The organism is Flavilitoribacter nigricans DSM 23189 = NBRC 102662 (genome assembly GCF_002646595.1).
In the GTDB taxonomy this organism is placed as follows: domain Bacteria; phylum Bacteroidota; class Bacteroidia; order Chitinophagales; family Saprospiraceae; genus Flavilitoribacter; species Flavilitoribacter nigricans.
Genome location: NZ_PDUD01000060.1, coordinates 1 through 22,410, shown reverse-complemented (window position 1 = coordinate 22,410; position 22,410 = coordinate 1). Strand labels below are relative to the sequence as shown.

General features: G+C 53.2%; 14 protein-coding genes. 1 reads left to right on the top strand and 13 read right to left on the bottom strand.

What is annotated here, in order from left to right; translation table 11 throughout:
- Positions 1 to 25 precede the first annotated feature (25 nt).
- The 13 genes from CRP01_RS38285 to CRP01_RS38230 all read right to left on the bottom strand — a co-directional run bounded on the left by CRP01_RS38285 (position 26) and on the right by CRP01_RS38230 (position 19,292).
- Positions 26 to 1,849, bottom strand: coding sequence for a metallophosphoesterase (locus CRP01_RS38285; protein WP_099155394.1), 1,824 nt, complete (start codon positions 1,847 to 1,849; stop codon positions 26 to 28).
- A gap of 188 nt (positions 1,850 to 2,037) precedes the next feature.
- Entirely contained in the window at positions 2,038 to 3,531 is a 1,494-nt protein-coding gene (locus tag CRP01_RS38280; RefSeq protein ID WP_099155393.1) for a Do family serine endopeptidase, read from the bottom strand.
- A 360-nt stretch (positions 3,532 to 3,891) separates the two neighbouring features.
- On the bottom strand, positions 3,892 to 7,011 hold the full coding sequence (locus tag CRP01_RS38275) for a caspase family protein (RefSeq protein WP_099155392.1): 3,120 nt from the start codon (positions 7,009 to 7,011) through the stop codon (positions 3,892 to 3,894).
- Between the two features lie 44 nt (positions 7,012 to 7,055).
- The gene (locus CRP01_RS38270) at positions 7,056 to 8,255 is read right to left on the bottom strand and encodes a hypothetical protein (protein WP_099155391.1); all 1,200 of its coding nucleotides are present in this window, start codon (positions 8,253 to 8,255) and stop codon (positions 7,056 to 7,058) included.
- Positions 8,252 to 9,385 carry an AAA family ATPase gene (locus tag CRP01_RS38265; RefSeq protein ID WP_222845922.1) on the bottom strand — a complete coding sequence of 378 codons (1,134 nt, stop codon included), beginning with the start codon at positions 9,383 to 9,385 and terminating at the stop codon, positions 8,252 to 8,254. The genes CRP01_RS38270 and CRP01_RS38265 overlap by 4 nt, the downstream gene beginning before the upstream one ends.
- Positions 9,378 to 11,012: a caspase family protein gene (locus CRP01_RS38260; RefSeq protein ID WP_099155390.1), complete on the bottom strand. Its 1,635-nt coding sequence runs from the start codon at positions 11,010 to 11,012 to the stop codon at positions 9,378 to 9,380. Before CRP01_RS38260 ends, CRP01_RS38265 begins: the two co-directional genes overlap by 8 nt.
- Entirely contained in the window at positions 11,013 to 11,147 is a 135-nt protein-coding gene (locus tag CRP01_RS43250; protein ID WP_262510349.1) for a hypothetical protein, read from the bottom strand. It lies immediately after the preceding gene.
- Positions 11,148 to 11,216: 69 nt separating this feature from the next.
- Complete coding sequence (locus CRP01_RS38255) at positions 11,217 to 14,831, bottom strand: caspase family protein (RefSeq protein ID WP_099155389.1); 3,615 nt, start codon at positions 14,829 to 14,831, stop codon at positions 11,217 to 11,219.
- 182 nt (positions 14,832 to 15,013) lie between these two features.
- Entirely contained in the window at positions 15,014 to 15,604 is a 591-nt protein-coding gene (locus CRP01_RS38250) for a hypothetical protein (protein WP_099155388.1), read from the bottom strand.
- A gap of 44 nt (positions 15,605 to 15,648) precedes the next feature.
- Entirely contained in the window at positions 15,649 to 16,863 is a 1,215-nt protein-coding gene (locus CRP01_RS38245) for a TCR/Tet family MFS transporter (RefSeq protein ID WP_099155387.1), read from the bottom strand.
- 28 nt (positions 16,864 to 16,891) lie between these two features.
- Positions 16,892 to 17,734 (bottom strand): hypothetical protein, encoded by an 843-nt coding sequence (locus tag CRP01_RS38240; RefSeq protein WP_099155386.1) that lies wholly within the window; start codon positions 17,732 to 17,734, stop codon positions 16,892 to 16,894.
- Positions 17,718 to 18,518 (bottom strand): UDP-2,3-diacylglucosamine diphosphatase, encoded by an 801-nt coding sequence (locus tag CRP01_RS38235; RefSeq protein WP_099155385.1) that lies wholly within the window; start codon positions 18,516 to 18,518, stop codon positions 17,718 to 17,720. Before CRP01_RS38235 ends, CRP01_RS38240 begins: the two co-directional genes overlap by 17 nt.
- A gap of 261 nt (positions 18,519 to 18,779) precedes the next feature.
- Positions 18,780 to 19,292 (bottom strand): DUF1573 domain-containing protein, encoded by a 513-nt coding sequence (locus CRP01_RS38230; RefSeq protein ID WP_099155384.1) that lies wholly within the window; start codon positions 19,290 to 19,292, stop codon positions 18,780 to 18,782.
- A gap of 531 nt (positions 19,293 to 19,823) precedes the next feature.
- On the opposite strand from CRP01_RS38230, the gene CRP01_RS38220 reads away from it, so the two are divergent.
- Positions 19,824 to 22,238: an alpha-ketoacid dehydrogenase subunit alpha/beta gene (locus tag CRP01_RS38220; RefSeq protein WP_099155382.1), complete on the top strand. Its 2,415-nt coding sequence runs from the start codon at positions 19,824 to 19,826 to the stop codon at positions 22,236 to 22,238.
- Positions 22,239 to 22,410 lie beyond the last annotated feature (172 nt).

Genomic DNA, 22,410 nt, shown 5'->3' with positions numbered 1-22,410 from the left:
AGCGGATAGCCATTTAACTACAGGATCATTTTTTGAAGAACATGCCGGAGCCAACCTCATTCATCGATCCCCGCCAGTCGGGCTGCCAGTGATAGATCGGCTTTTCATCCGAACCTTCATCCCAGTCCAGCACAGTGACGTTAACCCGCAGATGACGCCAGTTGTCGCCCTGAATTTCCCGCACATAAGACAGCGGCAGGGCCATTTCCAGCACGTATCCGTCTTCGGTTGTCCGGCTTTTATACGGCACCTTGAACTCGTAGCGATCTTCGTACTGGGTTTTCATTTTCACCTCATCGGTCTCCGGAGAAACCGCCAGGATAAAGGAGTTGCGATACCAGCCTTCTCCCTTCCGCATGGCCGCGGTAGCCATGGGTTCGGCATTGAGCACTACCGCCACGTAGTCCTGCTGGTAAGTCGCCAGATCTTCGCGGACGCGAATGGAATTATCGGTGACTTTGGCCGCCACGTAAATATTCTCTGCGTCCTGACGAATGCCCCAATCCACCTGCAGGCTATTTGGATCCGCCCCACTAAATGAATAGGGCAGGTCCGCCCAGTCCGTAAGTTCTCCGTCAATCCGGGGAGCTTTTTCGGCAGTAGGTATAGTGCGACGTTTATCCGGGGCCAGGTAGTAGCTGAAAGGCAGGGTCATTTGGGAGCCATCCTGGCTGTAGGTCAGATCTACTGATAGTGGCTGGGCGGCCAATTCTTCCACTTTGCGTTCTCCCCGGCGGCTTTCCAGTTCCCATTCGATCACCTCCACACTATTGGGTGCTACCGTGATGGTGTCGCGCGGCACGTAAAAGCCGTAGTCGAAATTAAAGGCAGGCTTCAACTGCACGAAAACCGGCTGGTCCTCCGGGTTGCGGATCTCGGCCCGAACCCTTCCTTTTTCAAAAGTATCCCCGTCCACGATCAGCGGATCGATACGGAGTGGGTAGCTGTTCGAAAGTCGACTGATGAAATCATACCCGGCTTCCGTTACCAGATCTTCCGAATAGATGCCGTCCAGCGCCAGATTGGCCATGATGGGCCCTTCTTCGGTCATGGTTACCCAGGTGATGTGGTCAAATTCTCCGAGAGCCGGCCCCCGCAAACGGCTGCCGCCCCCGGTAGTGGCCAGGGTATAATACCGGCCGTTGTTGCGCATGTAGCGAACGTAGTGGTGCACATGTCCTACGAAAACGGTATGATCCCGTTCGGCCAGCAGGGCTTCCACATCCGGCCAGCGTTTCGGATCGTTCTGCAGCCAGAGCGGCTGGTGCATGAACAGCATTGTCCAGCGCACCCCCTCGTTCTCGGCCAGGGTTTGCTTGATGTATTCGTACTGCTCGTCGGAAATGGTACCACGACCGGCACCGCGATACTGGTCTTCCGAGTTCAGACTGAGAAACAGTACGTTCTTGTAGACAAAATGATAAAAAGTAGGACCAACGCGGGCGCGATAGACACTGTCCATCACCGCATTGGTAATATCGTGATTGCCCGGCGTATAGAAAAAGGGCATCTGCAGGCTGTCAATAAACCCCTCGAACTCATCCCACTGACGATCCAGTTCGGGTACGTCCTGGGTGTAACCGTCGATGAGATCCCCCACCGTCATCACGAATTCCGGCTGGAGCAGGTTGATCTTTTTGACCCCGGTAAAAAACACACCCGGGCGGCGACCACCGGTACGGTCGGTCACAATAGCGAACTGAAACTGGTTTTCGGACCGGTTGATATCCAGGGAAGACCAGGGTTGTGGTCCGTCGGGAATATTAATGTTCAAGTCTTCTACCTGCGCGTTGAGCGTAGGTGCAAGGAGGGATAGAAAGAGTAAAAAGGCAATTAGGCGAATATTCATAGTATAGGACTGAAGTGATTTAAATGCCTGCTAAGTTGCCTATTTTTTTGCTCTTTGAAATGAATTGAAGTTTAAATTTATGTGAAACACAAAAAAAGAAGGGAAGAAATCTTACGATCTCTTCCCCCTTGAAATCACCCGACTGTAAAAGAAAGATATTTACATACCTTTCTTTTGCAGCAGTATCATTATTGCATGCCTATGGCATAGTATTCATTTCGGCGCTGGCCGGGATATTTTCCTTCCAGCAGAAGACCACCTTCCACATTTTCCAGTTTCTCGATCAGGTCTTCTTTGGTGGTTACCTTTTGTTTATCCACCCGGGTAATAATAAAACCCTCGCGGATCTCGGTTTGTTGGGCCAGTTTACCCGGACCTACTGCTTTTACGCGTACACCACCGTCAATTCCTTCGGCACGGGCTTCTTCTTTGGTGATCGTTTCAAAAGTGGCACCCATTGCGGCCAGTGCCTGAGCGGGTGTTCCCTTCTTAACGACATCAGTTGTACCCTCACGGTTGCGTAGAACAACGTCAATTTCGCGTTCATTACCGTTTCTCAGTACGGTCAGGGTCACTTCTTCACCCGGACGTTTACGTCCGATAGCTTCCAGCAGTGCGGAAGAAGTCTTGGTCTGCATTTCGTCTACATACAGTACTACATCACCCGGTTTGATACCGGCAGCGGCGGCAGCACCGTCTTCATTCAGTTCCTGGATGTATACCCCTTCGTTTACGGAAAGGTCATTTTCTTTGGCAAAGTTACCGTCGATACCACGGATAATGGCACCCAGATATCCACGTTGTACCACACCAAATTCTTTCAGGTCTTTGATCACTTTGGCAGCGATGTTACTCGGTACGGCAAAAGCGTAACCGGCGTATACTCCCGTCGGGGAAGCAATTGCGGTATTGATACCGATCAGGTCACCGTTCAGGTTCACCAGTGCACCACCGGAGTTACCCGGGTTGACCACGGCATCGGTCTGAATGAAGGATTCAATCGGAGCCTGGTCCTGCAGAATATTAATACTACGACCTTTGGCACTTACGATACCGGCAGTCACGGTAGACGCCAGGTTGAAGGGGTTACCAACAGCAACTACCCATTCACCGACCCGTACATCATCGGAATTGGCAAAATTAATGTGCGGCAGAGCGGCATCATCGATCTTGATCACCGCGATATCAGTAGAGGGGTCCGCACCAACCACTTCGGCATCGTATACCCGACCGTCGTGTAGCGTTACCTGTAGTTCGGATGCATCACCGGCAACGTGGTTGTTGGTGACGATATAACCATCGGAACTAATGATCACACCGGATCCGGTTCCCTGTTGCATCTGGTCACCACCCGGAGCCTGTCCTTGTGGTCCCTGCCGCTCAAAGAAATCACGGAAAGGTGCGGGAATATTTCTCAGGTCGAGCTGCCGTCCGCTGTTTTCAACCTGCTTGCTGGCTCTAATGTGCACCACCACGGGCAGTACTCTTTCGGCAGCGGTGGTAAATCCTTCGGACGGAACCGCCGTCGTATAGCTGGGGGATGTATAATTAGTAAATTTAGCCGTGGTTACGGGATTATCGTCAAAACGGCCCAAATCTTCTTCTTGCAGTAGTTTAGCGCCTCCGAGGGCAATCGCACCGCCTAGAACGGCTACGAATAGTAAATACAAATACTTTTTCATGGTCTCAATCTGGTTTTTATTGTATGGTCAATTGTAAAACAGAACTAGCGTAGTTCATGTTTGGTGTAGCGCCGGCCTCCAATTGGGGCTAAATACAACAGAAAACTGTCAATCTAGGTACATTTTCCGGAAGCCTGCCTACACTATCTATTGCTACAATTTTCATACAAAAAACACGCTGAAAGCCATAAGTCACGCCCGAGAGGCGGGCTTTAATAAAATATTAACGCAAGAAATTCAGGCTGTTAAAAAAATTAATTGTTTGCAGACATTAGCCTGACAGAAGATTGACGGCCAGATACTTACCTGTCATCTTGTACAAAAAGCTGACACACTTTCACTTTTCAGTGCGTCAGTCTGTCACACTTCATCCGACTCTTCGAGTAGGGAGATATTAGAAAGAAGGGCAAAGGAGATCCGGTTGCGGCTCAGTGCGTAATCATCCGACGTCAATACACCGATCCGGTTCTGGCGTTCCAGATCATTGAGGCGGTTGGCCAGGAGAATGATCTCATTTTCGGAATTGGTCCCTTTGGTAAGCGAAAGCATGGTATCCATGGCCCGCCGCATTTCGTTTTTAGCAACCATATCCCGTACCATTTGCAATTCTCCGGGATTGATCCGGGAGGCTGGGGCGGCTTCCTCGGGAGCCTCCGAGCCCGTATAATCTTGCCGGAAGAAATCCTCTTCGGGCATATTCTTTTCGGGAGAAGAAGTTTGTTGCTGCTGGTATGGATTACCGTAGCCCGAGCTGCTACCCGTATCCGGGCGGTAGATGATCCGGATGGGGATGGTAATGGCCGTCCAGTCCATTTCCTCGATCGTGAAGGTACCCCGCTCTTCCTGCTGCCGGATAATGGTGGTCCGGGCGGTATCCTGATCCAGTTCCAGCGATTCCTGTTGCAAAGGCTGGGTATCCAGCGGCTCCGTGGAAATGAAGATCTTGAGGTAATCGTGTACCTCGGATTTTCCCAGGTCCAGGTTTTTGGGATCGAAACGAAGCGGTATGGTCCGATGGTTGTTGCCCTGTACCATAAAAGGTACAGACACCAGGCCGCCTGGTTCCAGCGGCTGACGGACGGCATTCGGGCTGATCCCGTACTGACTGTCCAGGTATAAAGTGGTGACGTACAGCAATTGCTTGATCTCCGATCTCAGCTGCAACTGAACACCCGGGGTGTCGGCTCGCTCGCCGCCGGGATAATCCACGGAAACCATGGCGGGATCTTCCTCGATACGGGAGGGTTCGAGTTTATCCAGATTGGACGGCTCCAATCGCTGGTCCTCTACCAGACCGACCGCTACCATCAAATCGTCCCGGTTGATTCGGCTGTTGGGATTTTGGTATTCCAGCACCCCAGTCCACTGGGCGATGTATTCCATCTGTTTGATCAACTCAAACGGATTGGGTTCGAGATTGAACAGCGGGCGCAGACTCTCGGAACGCGCCTCCCGGGTACTGATCTGCCGGGACAGGAAATAGTCATTTTGCCAGGCGTGGATAAAATACCCGGCATCTTCCCAGTTATCCCGAATGTCGATGTAGTGAATGGCGTAAGACTGGATCACCGAACGCAACTGGGCTTCCATTTTTTCGTCGATCCCTGGGTCAAAAGCGACCTGGATCTTGGGCAGGGCCGCCTGCAGAAGCGTAGCCCGGTAGGTGGTATCGCTGCCGTCTCCGGTAAAGTCCCGGATACTGGCGTAGTCCCGGTAGACCGCATCCACTGTGAGCACGCGACCGTCCTCCAGCCGCACCAGAGTAGACATGAATTCCAGCGAAGGAGTGATCCCCTGCCGGGCCCCGGCCCCGAGTACATAGCGGCTGATCTCCGGTTCGAAGCGCACTTCGTATATTTTTTCTTCCGTTTGTACTTCGTGGGAAAAGATCAGGGCCTCCGCCATTTCGGCGGGAAAGGCCTCCATCGCCGGCGTTTGCTGATCGGTCAGCTGGGTCATCCGCAACCGGGTGGTCTCGATAAGATTTCGGAAACTTATGTTGAAACCTTTCTCCCGGAATACTTTGAGCAAGGCATAGGGAAAGATCCCCCGGGACTCCTGACCGAAAGTGCTTTCGTAGGTCACCTGGCCGTCTTCCCCGCCGTACAGAATGACCAGGGAGCCGTTCAGCTCCGGTGGGTAATCCCGCAGGGGGTCGGTCGCCGCTTTAGTCACCGGCTGTTCCCTGCTTTGGGGATGATCCAGCACGAGCAGGCAGTTTATTTTTCGCTCCCGGATGATATCGATCAACATTTCTTCGATTTCCCGCTGTCGGATACCGGACCAGCCTCCTTTCCCCGGTTCCGAATCGTACAGGTATAGCCTTCCGTCCTTCTCCCAGTCCATTCGGGCCAGAGAATTGGAAGAATTGCCGGCAAAGAAAAAGACAAAATGATCTCCTTGCTGCAATTCATTAACCAGGCCCCGCAGGCTGCTCCAAACCTGTTCCAGGTTTGCTTCCCGATCCACCAGCGGTTCCGCTTCCAGCGGCATACCGAGATAATCGGCGGCATTTTCCAGAAAGCGCCCGAAATCCTGTACATCATTCCCGCAACCTTTCAATTGGGGTAATTCCGGGTGGGCGTATTGGTCCACCCCGATGAGTAAGGCCATGATCCGTTCGGGTCGTTCCGGTTCGGGATTAGCAGCCTGCTGGATCTGGTCCAGCACTTCTTTCACTTTCACCGGCATACTTACGGCGATGCCGCCTTCCGGGTTATCATCGAGCATGGACTGATAGGCCGGATCCTGGGTAAAGGCCTCCGTAAATAATTGCGTATTGTGTTGCAACAGTGCTTTCCAGGCCTGGGCGAAGCGGGCATTTTGCCGCCACTGCTCCGGCACGGTATCCGCCGTACTGAGAGCAAGCTGGGTTTCGGTTTTACTCCAAAAATCGAGTACCCGCAGGGTTTCAGTCTCTTTTTTCCCGGCAACCGACTCCCGTAGTTTCTGCCACATTTTCTTCTGCAGCTGTTCCGGCCGGGTGAAGGCCAGCGTATTCCATTGCTGGAGTTCTTCGTACGCCTCTCCCCAGCGCTGACGGGCCGGATTGGGACGGGCGTGGTATTCTTCCAAAAATTCGGCAATGGACTTGACCGTCGCCAGGTGCCGGTCCTGCCAGAGTGGCTCGCCGGCGATCCGCTGTTGCCAGTCGAGAAAAGCCTGCCGAATACCGGCATCCATTTCGTATAGCTCAAAACCCACTTCCCGGCAGAGGGGAGAAAGCAGCAAATCCGATACCGCTACCCGGTGGATACGCTCGGTGCGCCCGGCCCAGCGGTACTGGTGAAAATTTTGCCAGAGTTTATACAAAAGATCGGGGGTCAGCAGGGCGGGCACGGCCGCGTAGGCCGTCAGTAAAAAATGTCCGAAACGATATTCCTGGTAGAACGCTTCCACATAACGCCGGTAGTACCATTCCAGCTTACGCCGGTTGGCAGCTCCCAGTTGTTCGGTAGGAAAATGTTTCGGTAAACTCATTTTATATGGTTGACGATGGATGGTCCAACCGGCAAAGCCGGTCCTCACTCATCCAGATTCAAACGTTTGTATTTGATAATGCGCCGGATCACATCCTGGTAATTAAACTCTCCTTCCTCCAATACCGGCACCATGGTGGTTACGGCCGGTTCGGCGGCGATTGCTTCCGCAGCGGTTCCCTTCCAGCGGTGGTACGGCATGGGATTCAGCCAGATCACATAGGCCATATGGGATTGCAACAATTGGAGAAACGGGCGTATGAGTCGCACTCGCCGCTCGATCTGCTCCCGGTTGTCATTACCCCGGGCGGCCCCCGCATCACTGATGATAAAGGCATAGCTGATATTGCGGTTAGCCCGCTGAACCGCCTGCTTCATCGGCACCGGATCGGTCAGGTTAGGTGCCCGGAACAGGTATTCCAGCGGCGCGTTCTGGAAAAAGAAGGTCGGCGCACGCCGGTGTCCTCCTTCGCCTTTGGCAGTCAGCACCAGCCGTTTGGTCAGTTCGTGAAAGGGCGTCATAGAACCCCGGGTATCCGCAAAAAGGAAAAGGATGTCCTGCCGGTTGACGAAGGTGTCTTCGTATTCCGGTTCGATGAAAACGCCTTCCTTTGCAATCCGTTGTACCGTTTTGACAATATTGATCCGGCTCGATGCCCCGGCGCGCTCCATGCGCCGCAGGTACTGCCAGGACTTCACCATCTCCCGCCGGTTGGCCGGAAAATATTCGTCCGTGTGCAGGTAATGATAACCGGTGCGTTTGGCTTCCGATTCCCCACCCTCTTCCGGCAACTGAATATCAAATTGCGGATGGAAAAATTTGGTCTCCGTAGCGGGTTCCGGGGGTGGCGGCGCCGTACGCTGCTGACTGGGTTGGGTCACCGGCGGCCGGGCCGATGGCCGGTCCTCTTCTTCTTTTTCCGGTATTTCTACATCCTGCTCCTCCGGAGTCCGGGGGCCAGTACCCGGCAACTGTTGCCACACGGCCAACAGTCGGTTTTTTTCTTCCGCGATCGCTTCGTCCAGCAATTCGTCGAAGCGGGCTTCATCGTTATGATCCTGAAGGTAAAGGAATTTACAGAACTGCCGGAAAGCCCGCCATTCCTCATCGTAGGGTACCGCTCCCGACATCAGCGCCTGCTGGAACAAACGGTATTTGTCCAGCCAGCGCTCGTAGCTCAGTTCTTTTTCCAGCCGTTCGAAAAACGGCCAGAAGATCAGTGGTTCCCCGATGCTCCCGTTCATGACTCTTCTTCTTTTTCCCGCTGGTAGGCGGCGTAAGTCTTCAGCAGGGCATGGTAGTAGAACGGCAGTTTTGCCAAACCTTCCTGACTCAGGTCCGCTGCGCTGATCCGACGTTTACTTTCCGGCAACATCAATTCATACAGATAGGGTTTGAGCCAGTCCAGCAACTCACTGGTTGAGACCCGTTTGTTATCGGCGGCATCCCGGACGGTAGCTTCCCGCAGTTCGTTGAAGCGGACAATGGCTGCATTGACAAATGCCTCCTGGGCTTCCATCAGGCCGGGCAACTGCGCCTTGATGATCATCCGAAGCTGATCGGGTTTCGGGAATTTGATGTACATGAACAGGCAGCGACGCAGGAAGGCTTCGGGCAGTTCGCGTTCGTCATTGCTCGTGATAAAAATGATGGGCGGATAGGCCGCTTCGATCAGTTCCCCGGTCTCGGGGATCGTGAACCGCAGTTCATCCAGTTCCAACAGCAGGTCATTGGGAAAGTCAATATCCGCTTTATCCACTTCATCGATCAGCAAAATGGAGGGACGCTCGGCCGTGGAGGTCAGAAATGCTTTGGCCAACGGCCCGAATTTGCGGTATTGTCGCGGATCTTCCTTGCCGTTTTCATCCCGGAATACTTCCGCTTTATCCCCGAGCTGGGAATTGCGCAGCCGGGCCACATGATCGAAGGTGTACAATCCATCTACCGCCTTGGAAGTGGACTTGATGTGCCATTCAAAAAAATGCTGGGGATATTCTGCTCCGTACCATTCGAAAGCAACCGCTTTGGCCAGTTGGGTCTTTCCGCTGCCCGGTTCCCCCTTCAGCAGTACCGGCCGTTGGATGATCTGCGCCAGCCGGACCAGTTCCATGAGTTCTTCACTCGGGATGTAGGGATTGAGCTGCTTGGTATAGGTGCCTCCATCGGGGGCTTTGACAAACTTACCCCGGGGTTTCGCATCCGCATCGTACACAAAATCCACTTCATCACAAATTAGTTTTACCGTAGCGAGCACGTCCCGGCGCGCACCGTCCGCCTCTTCCAAAGAATGGGCGAAGCGGGACCGGGAACCGGGAACCTCCGGATTAGGATGGGGATAAGGTTTGACATTTATTTTCGACAGATCATTAATCATATACTGCTTTATTTTGGAAGTCAAAGAGGAAGCCCATCAGTGCCTCGGCGGAAATACCGCAGTGATCGATGATCTTGTCGATAAAATCATCAATTTCAAAAGCGACATCATCGGCGAAGGGATCGAAGAAATCCGTGGGTTCCATCTGCTGGATGGCATTGGTCTGGATCAGGACTTTCGTATTGTCGACCCAGGCGTAAATATGGTTCTGATTGATCTTACCGATCTTATCCGGTGCGATAAAATTGAGGTTGGCCGGACCGAATTTCTGTAACAGGGCTTCCTGCTGATCGGGAGAGAAAGGCGTAAAATCCGCTTCCGGGCGCTCGTCGGAAAATAGAATAAAAACCCGTCCGATCTTCATCTTCTCTTCCTGACTGAGCCCCTGAAACAAGGGAATATAGTGGGTTTGAAAATCCAGATAAAACTGTTCCAGTTTCTGGAACAATTCCGTCGATCCTACTTCGAAATGGAAATGGATCACCAGGTGGCGGGACTGATCGGAGAGCGCTCCTTCCCGTACCTGATCAAATATCCATTCGACGCAATTTTCCGGTGTGAAATCCCGGATAGCCGCACGGGGAGCCAGCATCCGCACCAGATTGCCCCAGATATCGTCTCCACCCAGCTTGGTCAGGTGGATCTCCAGGTAGCGCAGACCGGCGTCGGACAGTGGGATACGTCCGCTGATCTTCTCATCGAACAGCCAGCGGAACAGCACCTTACCCAGCAACTTATGCGCATCGAACGGACTACCGAAAGTACTGATCAGATTGATCGGCCGGTAGCGGGATTTAAAATGCGTAGACAGTATACCCCGCTGCAGTTCAAAGTCCAGGTAGTCGAGAATGGATTTACCCAGCAGCGCTACGGGCGGAGCGTTCTGCTCGGCCAGCTCCAGCACAAACTCTCCCTGGCCGTTTTTCACATTCGGCAGCAGCCCGTAGTGGGCCTGTTGGTCCAGGCCGTTCATTGCAAAATAGACACTCAGGGCATTGGCGGCATTCAATTGCCCCATCGAAGCGAAGGGACGGGTATTGGCCGTCAGTATGTCCAGAAATTTATTGGCAAAGGGACCTCCTGCTCCGGGCGGACCGTCGCTGGCTTCATCCTGGCTGCCGGAAGCGGTCAGTACATAACGGGAATAATAATCCCGGTTACTGAATACCTGTCCGCGGGTAATGGTACCGGCGAAACAGCAGTCCAGCACCAATAGCAGGTCAGCACATTTTTTATCGGTCTCGTAATCCCCAAAGCGGGCGATGACCTCACCCCAGTTGACCCAATCGAAATCCTGTTCCTGGTTGACCCCGTAGGGCACCAGATAGGTCAGTCCGTTCCGGGAAACACCGTGGCCGGAAAAATAGATCAGCAGGGCATCCTGTTCCCCGATGCTGTTCTTGACGGCATTGATGTGCGTAAAGATATTGGCCCGGGTCGCCTGCTCGTTATAGAGGCAACGGGTACGGATAGAATTGTACTGCCGGATCTCCTGGCCGTTGATCGCCGCCAGGTTGTCCCAGTCATCCGGCCGGTGAAAGCGATAGCGTTCCAACAGCAATTCGGTAACCCGGGCGGCATCGTATACGGCATTATTGAGGGTGGCCCAGGGAATGCCGTTGGGCACTTAATCGTAGCGATCAACCGCGATGACCAGCAGATAATAGTTCTCCACTACCGGGTGATCCTTCAGGCCATCCGGCACGTCCAGTCCCTGCCCCCGCGTGAGGGCACCAATCGTTTTGTTATCTCCTGGCGGCATTATTTAGCGATAAGGAGTGATCGTTGAGCATTGCATAAGGATCGGATCTTCGCTCCGAACCTCACTGCTTCATCCCCCCCTTTGTTGTTCTAGAATTTCCTGCAGTTTCGCCATCGCTTCTGCGTAGCAAAAGTAGCTGATGTGGTCGCAGGCTACCGAGTGAAACGGCAACGTATCCTGCGTCGGCACCTTTTGCATACTTACCTGAGTGACGGCCATATCGTTGGGATCTTCACTTTTGAATACCAGTTTATTGAGCAATACGTAGGGCGCTTTTTGTTTGACGGCCAGCCAGAATTGCTTCAGCAGCGGCTGGTCATCCATTTTCTCCGGCTTGATCGCATTGGTATCTCCACCGATCACAGTGTAAGGTACTCCGGAATTGGGCGAACCGTCCTTATTCAGGGCCTTCAGGAAATCGGATTCCGTCGGGCTCATTTGGTTGAGGGTATGGAAGACCGCTTTGGTCACCCTTTTGCCGATGAACGACAGCACCGGCAGATACGGTTTGAGGAAAGCCGCTCCGTTCATGGCCATACTCATCATGCCGAATACCGACTTGCGGAAATCGGAAGTTTCCGAACCTCCGTTCGGGGTGCCCATCTGGATCAGTTGGTGCACCATTTCGTCGCCTCCCTCGTGCTCAATGAACCAGCGGGAAACCAGACCGCCCATGCTGTGGGCTACGATGGTCAGTCGTTTGCCGTCGGCGCCGGTAATGCCCGCTTTGGCCAGATCGGATTTCAGCAGTTTCGCGGTCTCTTCGATGGGTGTGTTCAGGTTCTCGTAATCGTAACTGATCACGGCATCGAAATACTCGTGTAATTTGCTGTCGTTCTCAAAGAACGCCTGGCGCTGCCCCTCCGTATCCCCAATAATTCCGTGGACCAGCAGGCAGATATTTTTCAGTTTCGGATCGGCCAGAGCCCCATCACCAACCGCAGTGGCGACGGAAACGCCGTCCTCACCCAGGCTGCACCGGGCCAGCTTGTTGTTATTGGTTTGCCCGGTAATACTACCGATCACTACTTTTTTGAAAAAGAGTTTGATCGAGCCCGAGAGGCTCCGCTCGTTGATGGACTCATCCCCGATGATCTTGCCGGGCGTGGCTTTGGGTAGATTTTCGATGTGCAACTGTCCTTCCTCATCGGAAAAACCCAGCGGCAGGTACATACCCGAATCCTCATCGTAAGCAAATGAGACCAGGACTTCATCTTCCGTCAATCCTCCTTCCGGTTCGAAAAGGATCGGATTTTCCTCACTGATGATGTTATCTCCGAGGGGTGCGGTAATTTCCAGCACGCTCAGTTGGGTATCCGGGGCCGCTGCACTCACGCTCCGACTGAAAACTGCGTTGCGGGACGGCGCTGCGCCCCAAACGATCGGTGGTGGCATCAGCGTGGTCCGCAGTTTATCCGCTCCGTCTACCGAACGCTCGGTAGCGGTGTTTACCATATCTTTAATTTCCGCTTCACTGGCCGCCGATACTCTGGCGCTAAACCCCTGGGGAACCGTCAGTCGGGCACCGCCGATCTGGGCCACATTTTTCCCCGCGCCACCGACGGACTGCTCCTGCTGCGGAAGCGGCCGGCTGATCCGGACCGGGATCGTAAAGCTCATCCAGTCGCTACTGCCCCGCCCGCTGGCATCTTCCATGAGGCCCATGCTCTTCTTCTTGATCCGGTCGATCTTGATCAGCTTATCATCCAGCTTCAGGCTTTCCTGTTCCCAGCTTTTAATCGGGAACTCTTCGGTGGAAACAAAGATCTTCAAGTAATCCGTGATCTCAGTGATGCCCAGCTTGTGGTAATTGTCATCTACATTGAGGGGAATGGTCCGGTACTCTTCACCCTTTACGGAAAATTTGATCCATTCGCCGTTACCGTCCGGATCAACTTCCGTAGAATCCAGATTGGAGGTCATACCGTACAGGCTGTCCATAAACAGGCAGGCGACATAGTAAGGCCGGTCTTTGGTTCTGATCCGTACGCGAATGCCGGGTTGCACGGCGTGCTTTCCGACACCCCGGCTGCCCGCGTCGATCCGTTTGTACGCCACCTTTATTTCCGAGGGGTCTTTCAGTAAGCTGGCAGCCGGTACAGAATTGAGGTTACTGTACGAAAGCTGTTCTCCTTCCACCACTTCCACCCGGACCTCAATCTCACCCCGGCTGATCTCGGTTTCCTGGTTATTCAGTTCCAGCACCCGCATCCACTGGCCCACATTTCCCACGGCGGCCAGGAATTTATCGGGATCGCTGTTTCTTTTAAAAACGGGGACCAGACTGTTCTTTTTGGCCAGGACATAATCTTCGCCCACCTGATAAGTAACAAAGGCCGCATCCTCCGCCGCACCAACAAATTCATAGGTAGGCACTTTTACCTTGGCCGCAGCATTTTCCAGATACTTCCGCTCCTTGTCACCTACCGATTCGTCAAAACTGACCTTTATCTTCGGAGCGGACATTAGAGTGATCCTGGCAATCCAGTCTTCGTGGGCTTCGTCCTCACCGGAGAAAACTGATCCGTCCAGTACCGCACTCGCCGGTTCTACAGCGACCACTTCCGTTTTCCGCACTTCGTCCGTTTTGCTTTTCCGCCACACTTTCACCACGGTCGGCTCTTTATCCGAGTTGGACGGAACGATACCCGCGTTGGCACCGGCATTGATCTTCCACTCTTCGGTATCCGGATCGAAGTAGGTGACATACTCGCGGGACGGTTCTTTAAGTTGTCGCCCCATGAAGGTCATTTGGGTATCTTTCGGTTCGGTAGCGAATACGAGCGGGATCTGGTCCTCCACCCGGTTGCGCACCATCACTTTGATCCGCTCGATCAGTTCCTGGTAAGAAAGCTGCATGCCACCGGAACGCAGGGTCTTCAACAGACTATACGTAAATACTCCACTGGAACGATCTTCCAGCATGGTCTCTTTCGCCGTTTCTTTATCGCGGGCCGCGGCCAGGTGTACATAGCGGGCCGACCGCCACATTTCCAGCGCTTTGAGGAAAGCCTTATCGGATTCGACCGCCCCGCTCTTTTCCAGCGACTCTTTGTAACCGGCGTAATCACTGATGGGCGTCCGGTTGGGGTTTGGTTGTTCCATGCGCGCCCGAACCCCGCCCCGGGTATTATCGCCGGAGTGGCAGCAATCCATGATCAGGACCGTATGGATGCCTGCTTTACCCGGTTGGTAAAAAGCCTTATCATTGATCGCATCCCAGAGCAGATAGGCCAGCTCCTTATCGATCAGGTCCCGGCCGCCGCGGACCCGGCTGTCTACGCAGACCAGAGATTCCACCTGCTTCCCGGATTTGAGATCCCAGAAAAGTTCGGGAGCCGGCTGGAAAGAACCGTGCCCGCTGTAATAGAACAGACAGATGTCTTCATTTTCGGCTTTCGCCTGCTTGAAATGGCTAAAGGCTTTAATGATGTTATTGCGGGTGGGTGACTGGTAATCACTTTTGCTCAGGTTGTATTCACGAAGTGCCGCGTCGTCTTCCCCTTCGTGGGGTGCCAGTAATAACAGCGGCTGGTAGTCTTTGATATCGTCGTTAGAGTCAGCCAACTGGCTGCAAAACTGGTGAACTGCTAAAGCGTCGTTGACACAACCGTATAAAGGACTTCGGGGATAAGCATTGATGCCGATGATTACGGCGTACAGGGTTTTGTTTGCTCCAGGCATGAATCAAGGGATTTTAGGTTATGGGCATTAAATTAAGGAAATCCTGATAAATAACGGAAGTCTAATTCCGTCTGGTGCGGAATACGCCATGCTTTTACGGGAGAATGGAGCAAATTGTTATAATGGCCGCAAAAATAGCCGGTAATCGGGGCTACCGGAACGAGAGTTGGATCCCGTTTTTTCTACTTTTTAACTTCGAGGAGCTGGATGACCGGCCGGTTCTTAATTTTAATAATCGTGGAAATAAGCCCGATACTGATCAGGCTCCCGAACAGCAGGATCACGTTCCGTACACCCAACCCGGCAAAAAAGAGCACAATAAAAAATTGAACGCCGTAAAAATCATCCCTTTCCAGGCGAATGGCCGTATCCAGAACGATGGCAAACAAGACAGAGACTACAAGGGTGGCGATAATCGCTTTCTTTGCGGATTTCCAGGCCGAATATTCCTCCCTACTATATACCGCTCCGGGTAAAGCGTCTTTTAGCGCGTCAAAAAATGCCTGTCGCTTTAGATCGTCTTTTATCCGGATGTGCTCTTCGGAATCTTTTCCGAAAAAGACCTGAACGTAATCTTTCCCTTCCTGCAAATGGACTTCCCGAATGTAAGTATAGGGAATGCGGAAAAAGCCTTTGGGAATACGTTGATTATTCACCGAAGTCAAAGCACCGTGCAGGGCTTCCGGTCGCGGATTACCTTTATGGATGGCCTGGTCGTCCAGAGCGATGATCTTGTCGCTTCCCGCCTCCTTATTGTTCCATACCTGGTACATACATTTTTATTTAAGGAAAAACATTAGTCTGCTCTTCTCCAGTATCAGGCAATCTTCTGCAGCGACCGGATCGCCCAAAGTAAGGCAATGAAGGTCAGAATGGCTCCCGCCAGGAACGGCATACCCGGAAAATAAAGATCCGTATCGTGACGGGTAAAATGCGCGAATAAATTTGTCATCAGCGGCGGCCCGACAATAGAGGTCAGACTGACCAGGCTGGTCAGCGCACCCTGTAATTCACCCTGAGAATTGTTCGGCACCTGATTGGACATGATCCCCTGCAGAGCGGGACCGGCAATACCGGCCAGTCCGTACGGGATCATTACGGCATACATCACCCAGCCCGCACCGGCAAAGGCAAAACCCAGGAAGCCCACCGTGTACAACAGTAAACCAATGTATACCGAACGGATCTGCCCGATCCGGGGAATGACCACCCGGGTAAGCCCGCCCTGTACCAAAGCGACGATCAAGCCGACAAAGCCCAGCGAATAGCCCACTGCGGCTTCGTTCCAGCTGAACTTTTCCATGGTGTAATAAGCCCAGGTACTCTGAGTGGCGTGGCCGGCAATATAAATGAACACAAGTACGCCCACCAGACTGACGATCACCGGATACTGGCGCAGCTGCATTAGGGTACCCAGCGGATTCGCCCGCTTCCAGCTGAACGGCCGCCGATTCTCAACGGATAAGGATTCCGGGATCACGAAATAGCCGTACAGGCAGTTGAGCAGGGTAATTGCGGCGGCGGCGAAAAAAGGTACGCGCGGCCCGAACTGCCCCAGTACGCCACCGATAACCGGCCCGATAATAAAACCCAGACCGAAAGCCGCTCCGATCAGACCGAAGTTCTGGGCCCGTTTTTCCGGTGCGCTGATGTCTGCGATGTACGCGCTGGCGGTCGTAAAACTCGCTCCGGTGATACCCGCCAGTATCCGGCCAATGAACAGCCACCCAATAGTAGGTGCCAGTCCCTGCAACACATAATCCAGCCCGAAACCCAGCAGTGAGGCCAGCAGAACCGGACGCCGGCCAAACTGGTCACTGAGTCCACCGATGACCGGTGCCGCCAGAAACTGTACGCTGGCATAGGAGAACATCAGCCATCCGCCGTAGCGGGAAGCCGCACTGAGTCCTTCTCCGCTCAGTTCCATGATCAGACTGGGCAAGACCGGGATGATGATCCCCAGGCCGATCACATCTACCAGTACCGTGATAAAGATGAAAATAAGGGCCGCCGGACGCGTTGGTTGAGACATAGCTCGTCGATTCAATTGAGCCCGAAAATTACGGGGATATCCGGAGAATTCGCTGTTGTACGCGGTCTTTTTCCAGCCAATAGATCTTTTCCTTACCGATCCGGAGCTGGCAGTCCTGCGCACAGGGGATCTCCAGGTCGACCGGAGACGCTTCAAACGCCCGTAGATCGTAGCTGTATACCCGGCCGTCTTGCATATACACCAATTGGTCTTCGTTCACCAACTGCAGACTTTCGGCCTGTAGTACCGGCAGGGTCGTTTCGTAGCGGCCAAACTGATCGAATACCAGTATACCCAATTCCGGATCGTTCAGGAAAAGGCGGGTATTCAACGCCAGCAACTGGTCCGGCCGGGGTATCCGCTGGAGCAGCTGGTTCAGGCGGTCCGAACGGAAGCTGATGTTGCCTTCCCGATCGAGTTTTTTGAGTTGAACATCCACCGCATCGTAGAGCCAGATAAAATTGTCGTTGCCCAGGGCCACCAGTTCGATGTCGATCAGGCCGAGGGTCGAAAGAGCGATCCGGCTTTGCTCATTGAGCGTACGATCCAGCAGAATGATGGTCTGAAAATCCGGATAGTAGGCCAGCATGGCGAAGGGATTAGTCGGGTCGAGGATCCCGAGACGGCCTAGGGTATTATTGTTGTAGCGGAAGCCCGCGCTGCCGTCGGCCCGGTACTGCAGGATCTCATTCCGCTCGTTTACCGTATACAATTGCCCCAACTGATCCAAAGCGATCTGTACAATGCGGCTGCTGTCACCTCCCGCTTCCGCTTCCGCCCGGTCCGCAGGGGCGGTTTTGGTACTTCCACAGGCCGCCAGCAGGCTGCCCGTTAGTAAGATCAACCACAGTATGTTATTGTTTCGAAACATAGGTTTCGGACTTGTTGCCGTATACCACCGGATTGGGTTGTTCAAAAAAGCGAAGTTCCAGTTCCTCTCCGTCAAAAACGGCGTAGGAGTTGTACTGCAGCCATTCCCCCAGATTGATATATCGGGACCGGCCGTTCTTTAGCGTGTGATCGATCGGCAAATGCCGGTGGCCGAAGATAAAATAATCGACTTCCCGTTCGTCCAGATGTTCATTCGAGTACTGCAGCAACCATTCCCGCTCTGCTCCCAGGAAACGCTCCTCACCGGGATTGGCCGAACGACTTCTGCCGGACCAGTACTGGGCCAGGAAAAAACCGAAATTGGGATGCAGGCGAGCGAACAGCCACTGGCAGACGGGATTGGCGAAAACCTTTTTTAGGAATTTATAGCCGTGGTCTCCCGGCCCCAGGCCGTCACCGTGACCGATCAGAAAGGTCCGGCCGTTAATTTCCCGGTAGATCGGTTCGCGGTAAGTGGGGATGCCCAGCTCTTTTTCAAAGTAGTCGAACACCCACATATCGTGATTGCCCGTAAAAAAGTATATCGGGATGCCCTGATCACGCAGGGTGGCCAGTTTCCCCAGCAGGCGGGTAAATCCCCGGGGTACCACCGTTCGGTACTCAAACCAAAAATCAAATACATCCCCCACCAGGTAGATCGCTTCCGCATCACCCTCGATATGCTCCAGCCAGCGTACGATCTGTTGCTCACGCTCCCGGCTGCTCAGTTTTCCATTGATCCCCAGATGAAAGTCTGAGGCAAAATAAGTTTTTCTTCGCTCCATACGGTTTTTCAAAATCCTGGGGCAAAGATATAATAATGATCTCAGGTTGCAGGACTGCCGACCTACCAAAGGCCGACAAAGCGCTGCTGCATCCTGCCGGGCACTACGGCCCGGATATTAAAACAGGCTTTCAATCCGAAGACTGAAAGCCTGTTTTAGGTGGAGGCCTCGCGTCGGAGGCCCGGTATTTTGAGTAGGTAGGCGGGCTGTTGCACACAGAAGATACGATCTTCTTTTGCAGAACAGGCTGCTACCAACCGATTATTTACCGCCGCCGAAAGTACCTTTTTCTTTGTTCTCAGGCAGACCTGGCTCTTCGGTTTTCTTCTCTACGAGTCCTTTGATGGTCAGTACACGAGTGTTCTCACCTTCGTTGGTAGTCAGGGTTACACGCTTGGTGAAAGGACCAACGCGGTTCGTGTCGTATCTTACCTTCACTTCAGCGGTTTCACCCGGCATGATGGGCTCTTTCGGATAAGTGGGTACAGTACATCCACAGCTACCTCTGGCGTTAGAGATGATCAGCGGCTCGGTTCCTTCGTTTACGAAAGAGAACATGCGATAAGGGTCAGAACCCTGCTCGATCGTACCGTAGTCGATCGTTTCATTTTCGAAAACCATTTTAGGACCTTTTACGGCTTTGGCCGGCATGTCCTTAGCATCAATTTTTTTCATCGCTACCTCTTTCTTCTCAGCGCTTTTCTGGGTGGCCTGAGCGAAAGTAAAAGAAGCGATACCAGTCATCAAGACAAGCAAAACAAGTAATCTCTTCATTACAAATATTTTTAGGTTTTTATGAGTAATCTAGATTTGCTACTAGTACTCCTACAAAAATAGGCTAATTGTTGATGCAAAGGAAAAGAATATCGGGCAAAAATGCGGTTAACGCGAAGTTAATCCCCGAATTTTCCCATTTACATTTTATTTACAAAATAGCCGATCTATTAAGTTTTCACCGAAAGCGATACGCTGTTTCCGGCCTCGCCGGGCCCGGAGCGGGAAACCATCTTCCGGGTGGCAGATTTGCCGATCCGTACGATAAAAGCGGCTCCTTTTGACGCCCTGGATTATAGACGTTGCTTTCGGGATAGGTAACGTTTTTCCCCGGCCGAGAATTGTGCAGATCTATTGAACCGGCAGCCGTATTCCTTTGTTTTGTTTATAGATAAAACCAAATAATTTTACTATTTTTGCGCAACATTGGAAGCAGAATAGAATTATATTCCGAAAAACCCCACTTATTCCTTATTCTCTTCCATTGGCCTAACCAAATAATATTACCAAATAATGCACGAGCTTTCGTTAATGAGCGAAGAAAAAAGCACGTCAGCAAAAACCTCCTCCCGCCCTTCCACCAAAGGAGGTCCCGATAAGTCTACCATTCTACGCGATTTTCGGATTTGCTGCATCAGCCGGGAGGTCAGTATCCTGGCCAGACGTGAAGTTTTAACCGGAAAAGCCAAGTTCGGTATTACCGGAGACGGTAAGGAAGTACCCCAGGTCGTCATGGCCCATTTCTTTCAAAAAGGCGACTTTCGTTCCGGCTACTACCGCGATCAAACTCTCATGCTGGCCCTTGAATTGTGCACCATTGAAGACCTCTTCGCCCAACTCTACGCCGATCCCCTCCACGATCCCTTTTCCGGCGGACGCCAGATGAACAGCCACTTTGCCACGCCCCTGCTGAATGAGCACGGGGAATGGCTCACCCATACCGACCGCAGAAATGTCAGTTCCGATATTTCCAGTACAGCCGGACAGATGGCCCGCGCTCTGGGGCTGGCCCATGCCTCCAAAAAGTACCGGGAGTTGCCGGATGTTGATCCGGAAGAACAATTTTCAAAACAGGGTCAGGAAGTAGTGTTTTGCACCATCGGTGATGCCAGTACTTCCGAAGGCGTATTCTGGGAAACGATCAATGCAGCGGGAGTGACGCAGGTGCCGCTGGCGGTTTCCGTCTGGGACGATGGTTACGGCATTTCCGTACCCAAACGCTACCAGACCACCAAGGAAAGTATCTCCACTATCCTGGAAGGTTTCCGCGCCGGTGAAGATTCCAACGGCTGGGACATCTATACCGCCCGGGGTTGGGACTATGCCGCCCTCTGGGAGATGTACGCCAAGGGCATCGAAAAGACCCGACGTACCCATCGGCCCGCTCTGTTCCACGTTGATGAGATCACCCAGCCGCAGGGGCATTCCACTTCCGGCTCGCACGAGCGCTACAAATCCAAGGAACGCCTCCAGTGGGAGAAAGAAAAAGACGGTATCCGTCAACTGGAACACTGGATCATCGCCTCCGAATGGGCTACCCAGGAAGAACTCGAACAGATCCGGAGAGAAGCGCGCAAGGAAGTACGTGCCGCCAGAGACCGGGCCTGGTCTACTTACAATCAGCCCAGCAAACAGGCGGTAACGGAGCTCAAAGCGCTCTACGAAAAAATACCCGATCTCCATCCGGAAGTTGAGCAACTGCGCAAGCAATTGCAGCGGCTGGCGCATCCGTTTATCAGCGAAGTGGTGAAGAATGCGCGGCAGTTATCTTTTCAACTGGCCGGACAGGATCTGCCCGTGGGCGAAGAGCTCAAAGCCTGGATTGAAAGTCAGCAACAAAAAAACCATCGCTTTTACAGCGATCACCTATACGATCAGACCGAAACTTCCGCCCTGCGGGTGCCGGTCGTTCCCGCCGTCTATTCCGACCAACCGGAACTGAAGAACGGCTACGAAATACTCAATCAGTTCTTTAAAGAGATTTTTGCCCGGGATACCCGGCTGCTGGCCTTCGGTGAGGATGTCGGCCAGATCGGCGATGTCAACCAGGGCTTTGCCGGCCTGCAGAAACGCTTCGGCAAGGAACGCGTATTCGATACCGGTATCCGGGAATGGACCATCGTCGGACAGGCTATCGGCCTGGCGATGCGCGGTTTCCGGCCGATTGCGGAGATCCAGTACCTGGATTATCTCGTTTACGGTCTGCAACCGCTGATGGATGATCTCGCTACCCTGCGCTGGCGGAGCAATGGCCGTCAGATGGCCCCGGCGATCATCCGTACCCGCGGACACCGCCTGGAAGGAGTCTGGCATACCGGTTCCCCACTGGGGATGATCCTGAATGCCCTGCGCGGTATGTATGTACTCGTGCCCCGGGACATGACCCGGGCCGCCGGCATGTACAATACCCTGCTGCAGTCTAATGATCCGGCATTGCTGATCGAATGCCTGAACGGCTACCGCCTGAAGGAAGAAGTACCCGAAAATCTCAGTGAATTCACCGTCCCTCTGGGCGTTCCGGAAGTTTTGGAAGATGGCACAGACCTTACGCTGGTCACCTACGGATCTTCGGTCCGAGTGGCGCGGGAAGGGATCCGTCTGCTGGAGAATAAAGGGATTTCGGTAGAATTGATCGATGTGCAGACCTTGCTGCCGTTTGATCTGGAACACCGCATTCTGAGTTCCCTGCAAAAGACCAACCGCATTTTATTTCTGGACGAAGATGTCCCGGGCGGCGCAACGGCCTACATGCTGCAACAGGTATTGGAAGTTCAGGGCGGCTATCGCTACCTGGATTCTCCGGCCAAAACGCTTACGGCCCGGGCCCACCGGAGCCCCTACGGTTCGGACGGGGATTACTACAGTAAACCTAATGCGGAAGATGTATTCGAGACCGTTTACAATATGATCCGGGAGGCCGATCCGCGGCGGTTGCCTGCACTGTAATGCCGACTTCCAGTCGGCGAGCAGCTTGGGATATCCGCGGCGGTTGCCTGTACTGTAGGCCGTCCCTGTAAATTCTCCAGGAGATAGTCTTCGATATAAAATTTGGCTATTGGCCGTTTCCCTTGTGGAGTTGTAAATCCGAAGATTGATGATTCTAGGTCTATACGGTCCC

Excerpts from the sequence above, each read along its gene's own strand:
- CRP01_RS38285 (WP_099155394.1), bottom strand. The coding sequence starts at position 1,849 with ATGAATATTCGCCTAATTGCCTTTTTACTCTTTCTATCCCTCCTTGCA.
- CRP01_RS38280 (WP_099155393.1), bottom strand. The coding sequence starts at position 3,531 with ATGAAAAAGTATTTGTATTTACTATTCGTAGCCGTTCTAGGCGGTGCG.
- CRP01_RS38275 (WP_099155392.1), bottom strand. The coding sequence starts at position 7,011 with ATGAGTTTACCGAAACATTTTCCTACCGAACAACTGGGAGCTGCCAAC.
- CRP01_RS38270 (WP_099155391.1), bottom strand. The coding sequence starts at position 8,255 with ATGAACGGGAGCATCGGGGAACCACTGATCTTCTGGCCGTTTTTCGAA.
- CRP01_RS38265 (WP_222845922.1), bottom strand. The coding sequence starts at position 9,385 with ATGATTAATGATCTGTCGAAAATAAATGTCAAACCTTATCCCCATCCT.
- CRP01_RS43250 (WP_262510349.1), bottom strand. The coding sequence starts at position 11,147 with ATGCCGCCAGGAGATAACAAAACGATTGGTGCCCTCACGCGGGGGCAG.
- CRP01_RS38255 (WP_099155389.1), bottom strand. The coding sequence starts at position 14,831 with ATGCCTGGAGCAAACAAAACCCTGTACGCCGTAATCATCGGCATCAAT.
- CRP01_RS38250 (WP_099155388.1), bottom strand. The coding sequence starts at position 15,604 with ATGTACCAGGTATGGAACAATAAGGAGGCGGGAAGCGACAAGATCATC.
- CRP01_RS38245 (WP_099155387.1), bottom strand. The coding sequence starts at position 16,863 with ATGTCTCAACCAACGCGTCCGGCGGCCCTTATTTTCATCTTTATCACG.
- CRP01_RS38240 (WP_099155386.1), bottom strand. The coding sequence starts at position 17,734 with ATGTTTCGAAACAATAACATACTGTGGTTGATCTTACTAACGGGCAGC.
- CRP01_RS38235 (WP_099155385.1), bottom strand. The coding sequence starts at position 18,518 with ATGGAGCGAAGAAAAACTTATTTTGCCTCAGACTTTCATCTGGGGATC.
- CRP01_RS38230 (WP_099155384.1), bottom strand. The coding sequence starts at position 19,292 with ATGAAGAGATTACTTGTTTTGCTTGTCTTGATGACTGGTATCGCTTCT.
- CRP01_RS38220 (WP_099155382.1), top strand. The coding sequence starts at position 19,824 with ATGAGCGAAGAAAAAAGCACGTCAGCAAAAACCTCCTCCCGCCCTTCC.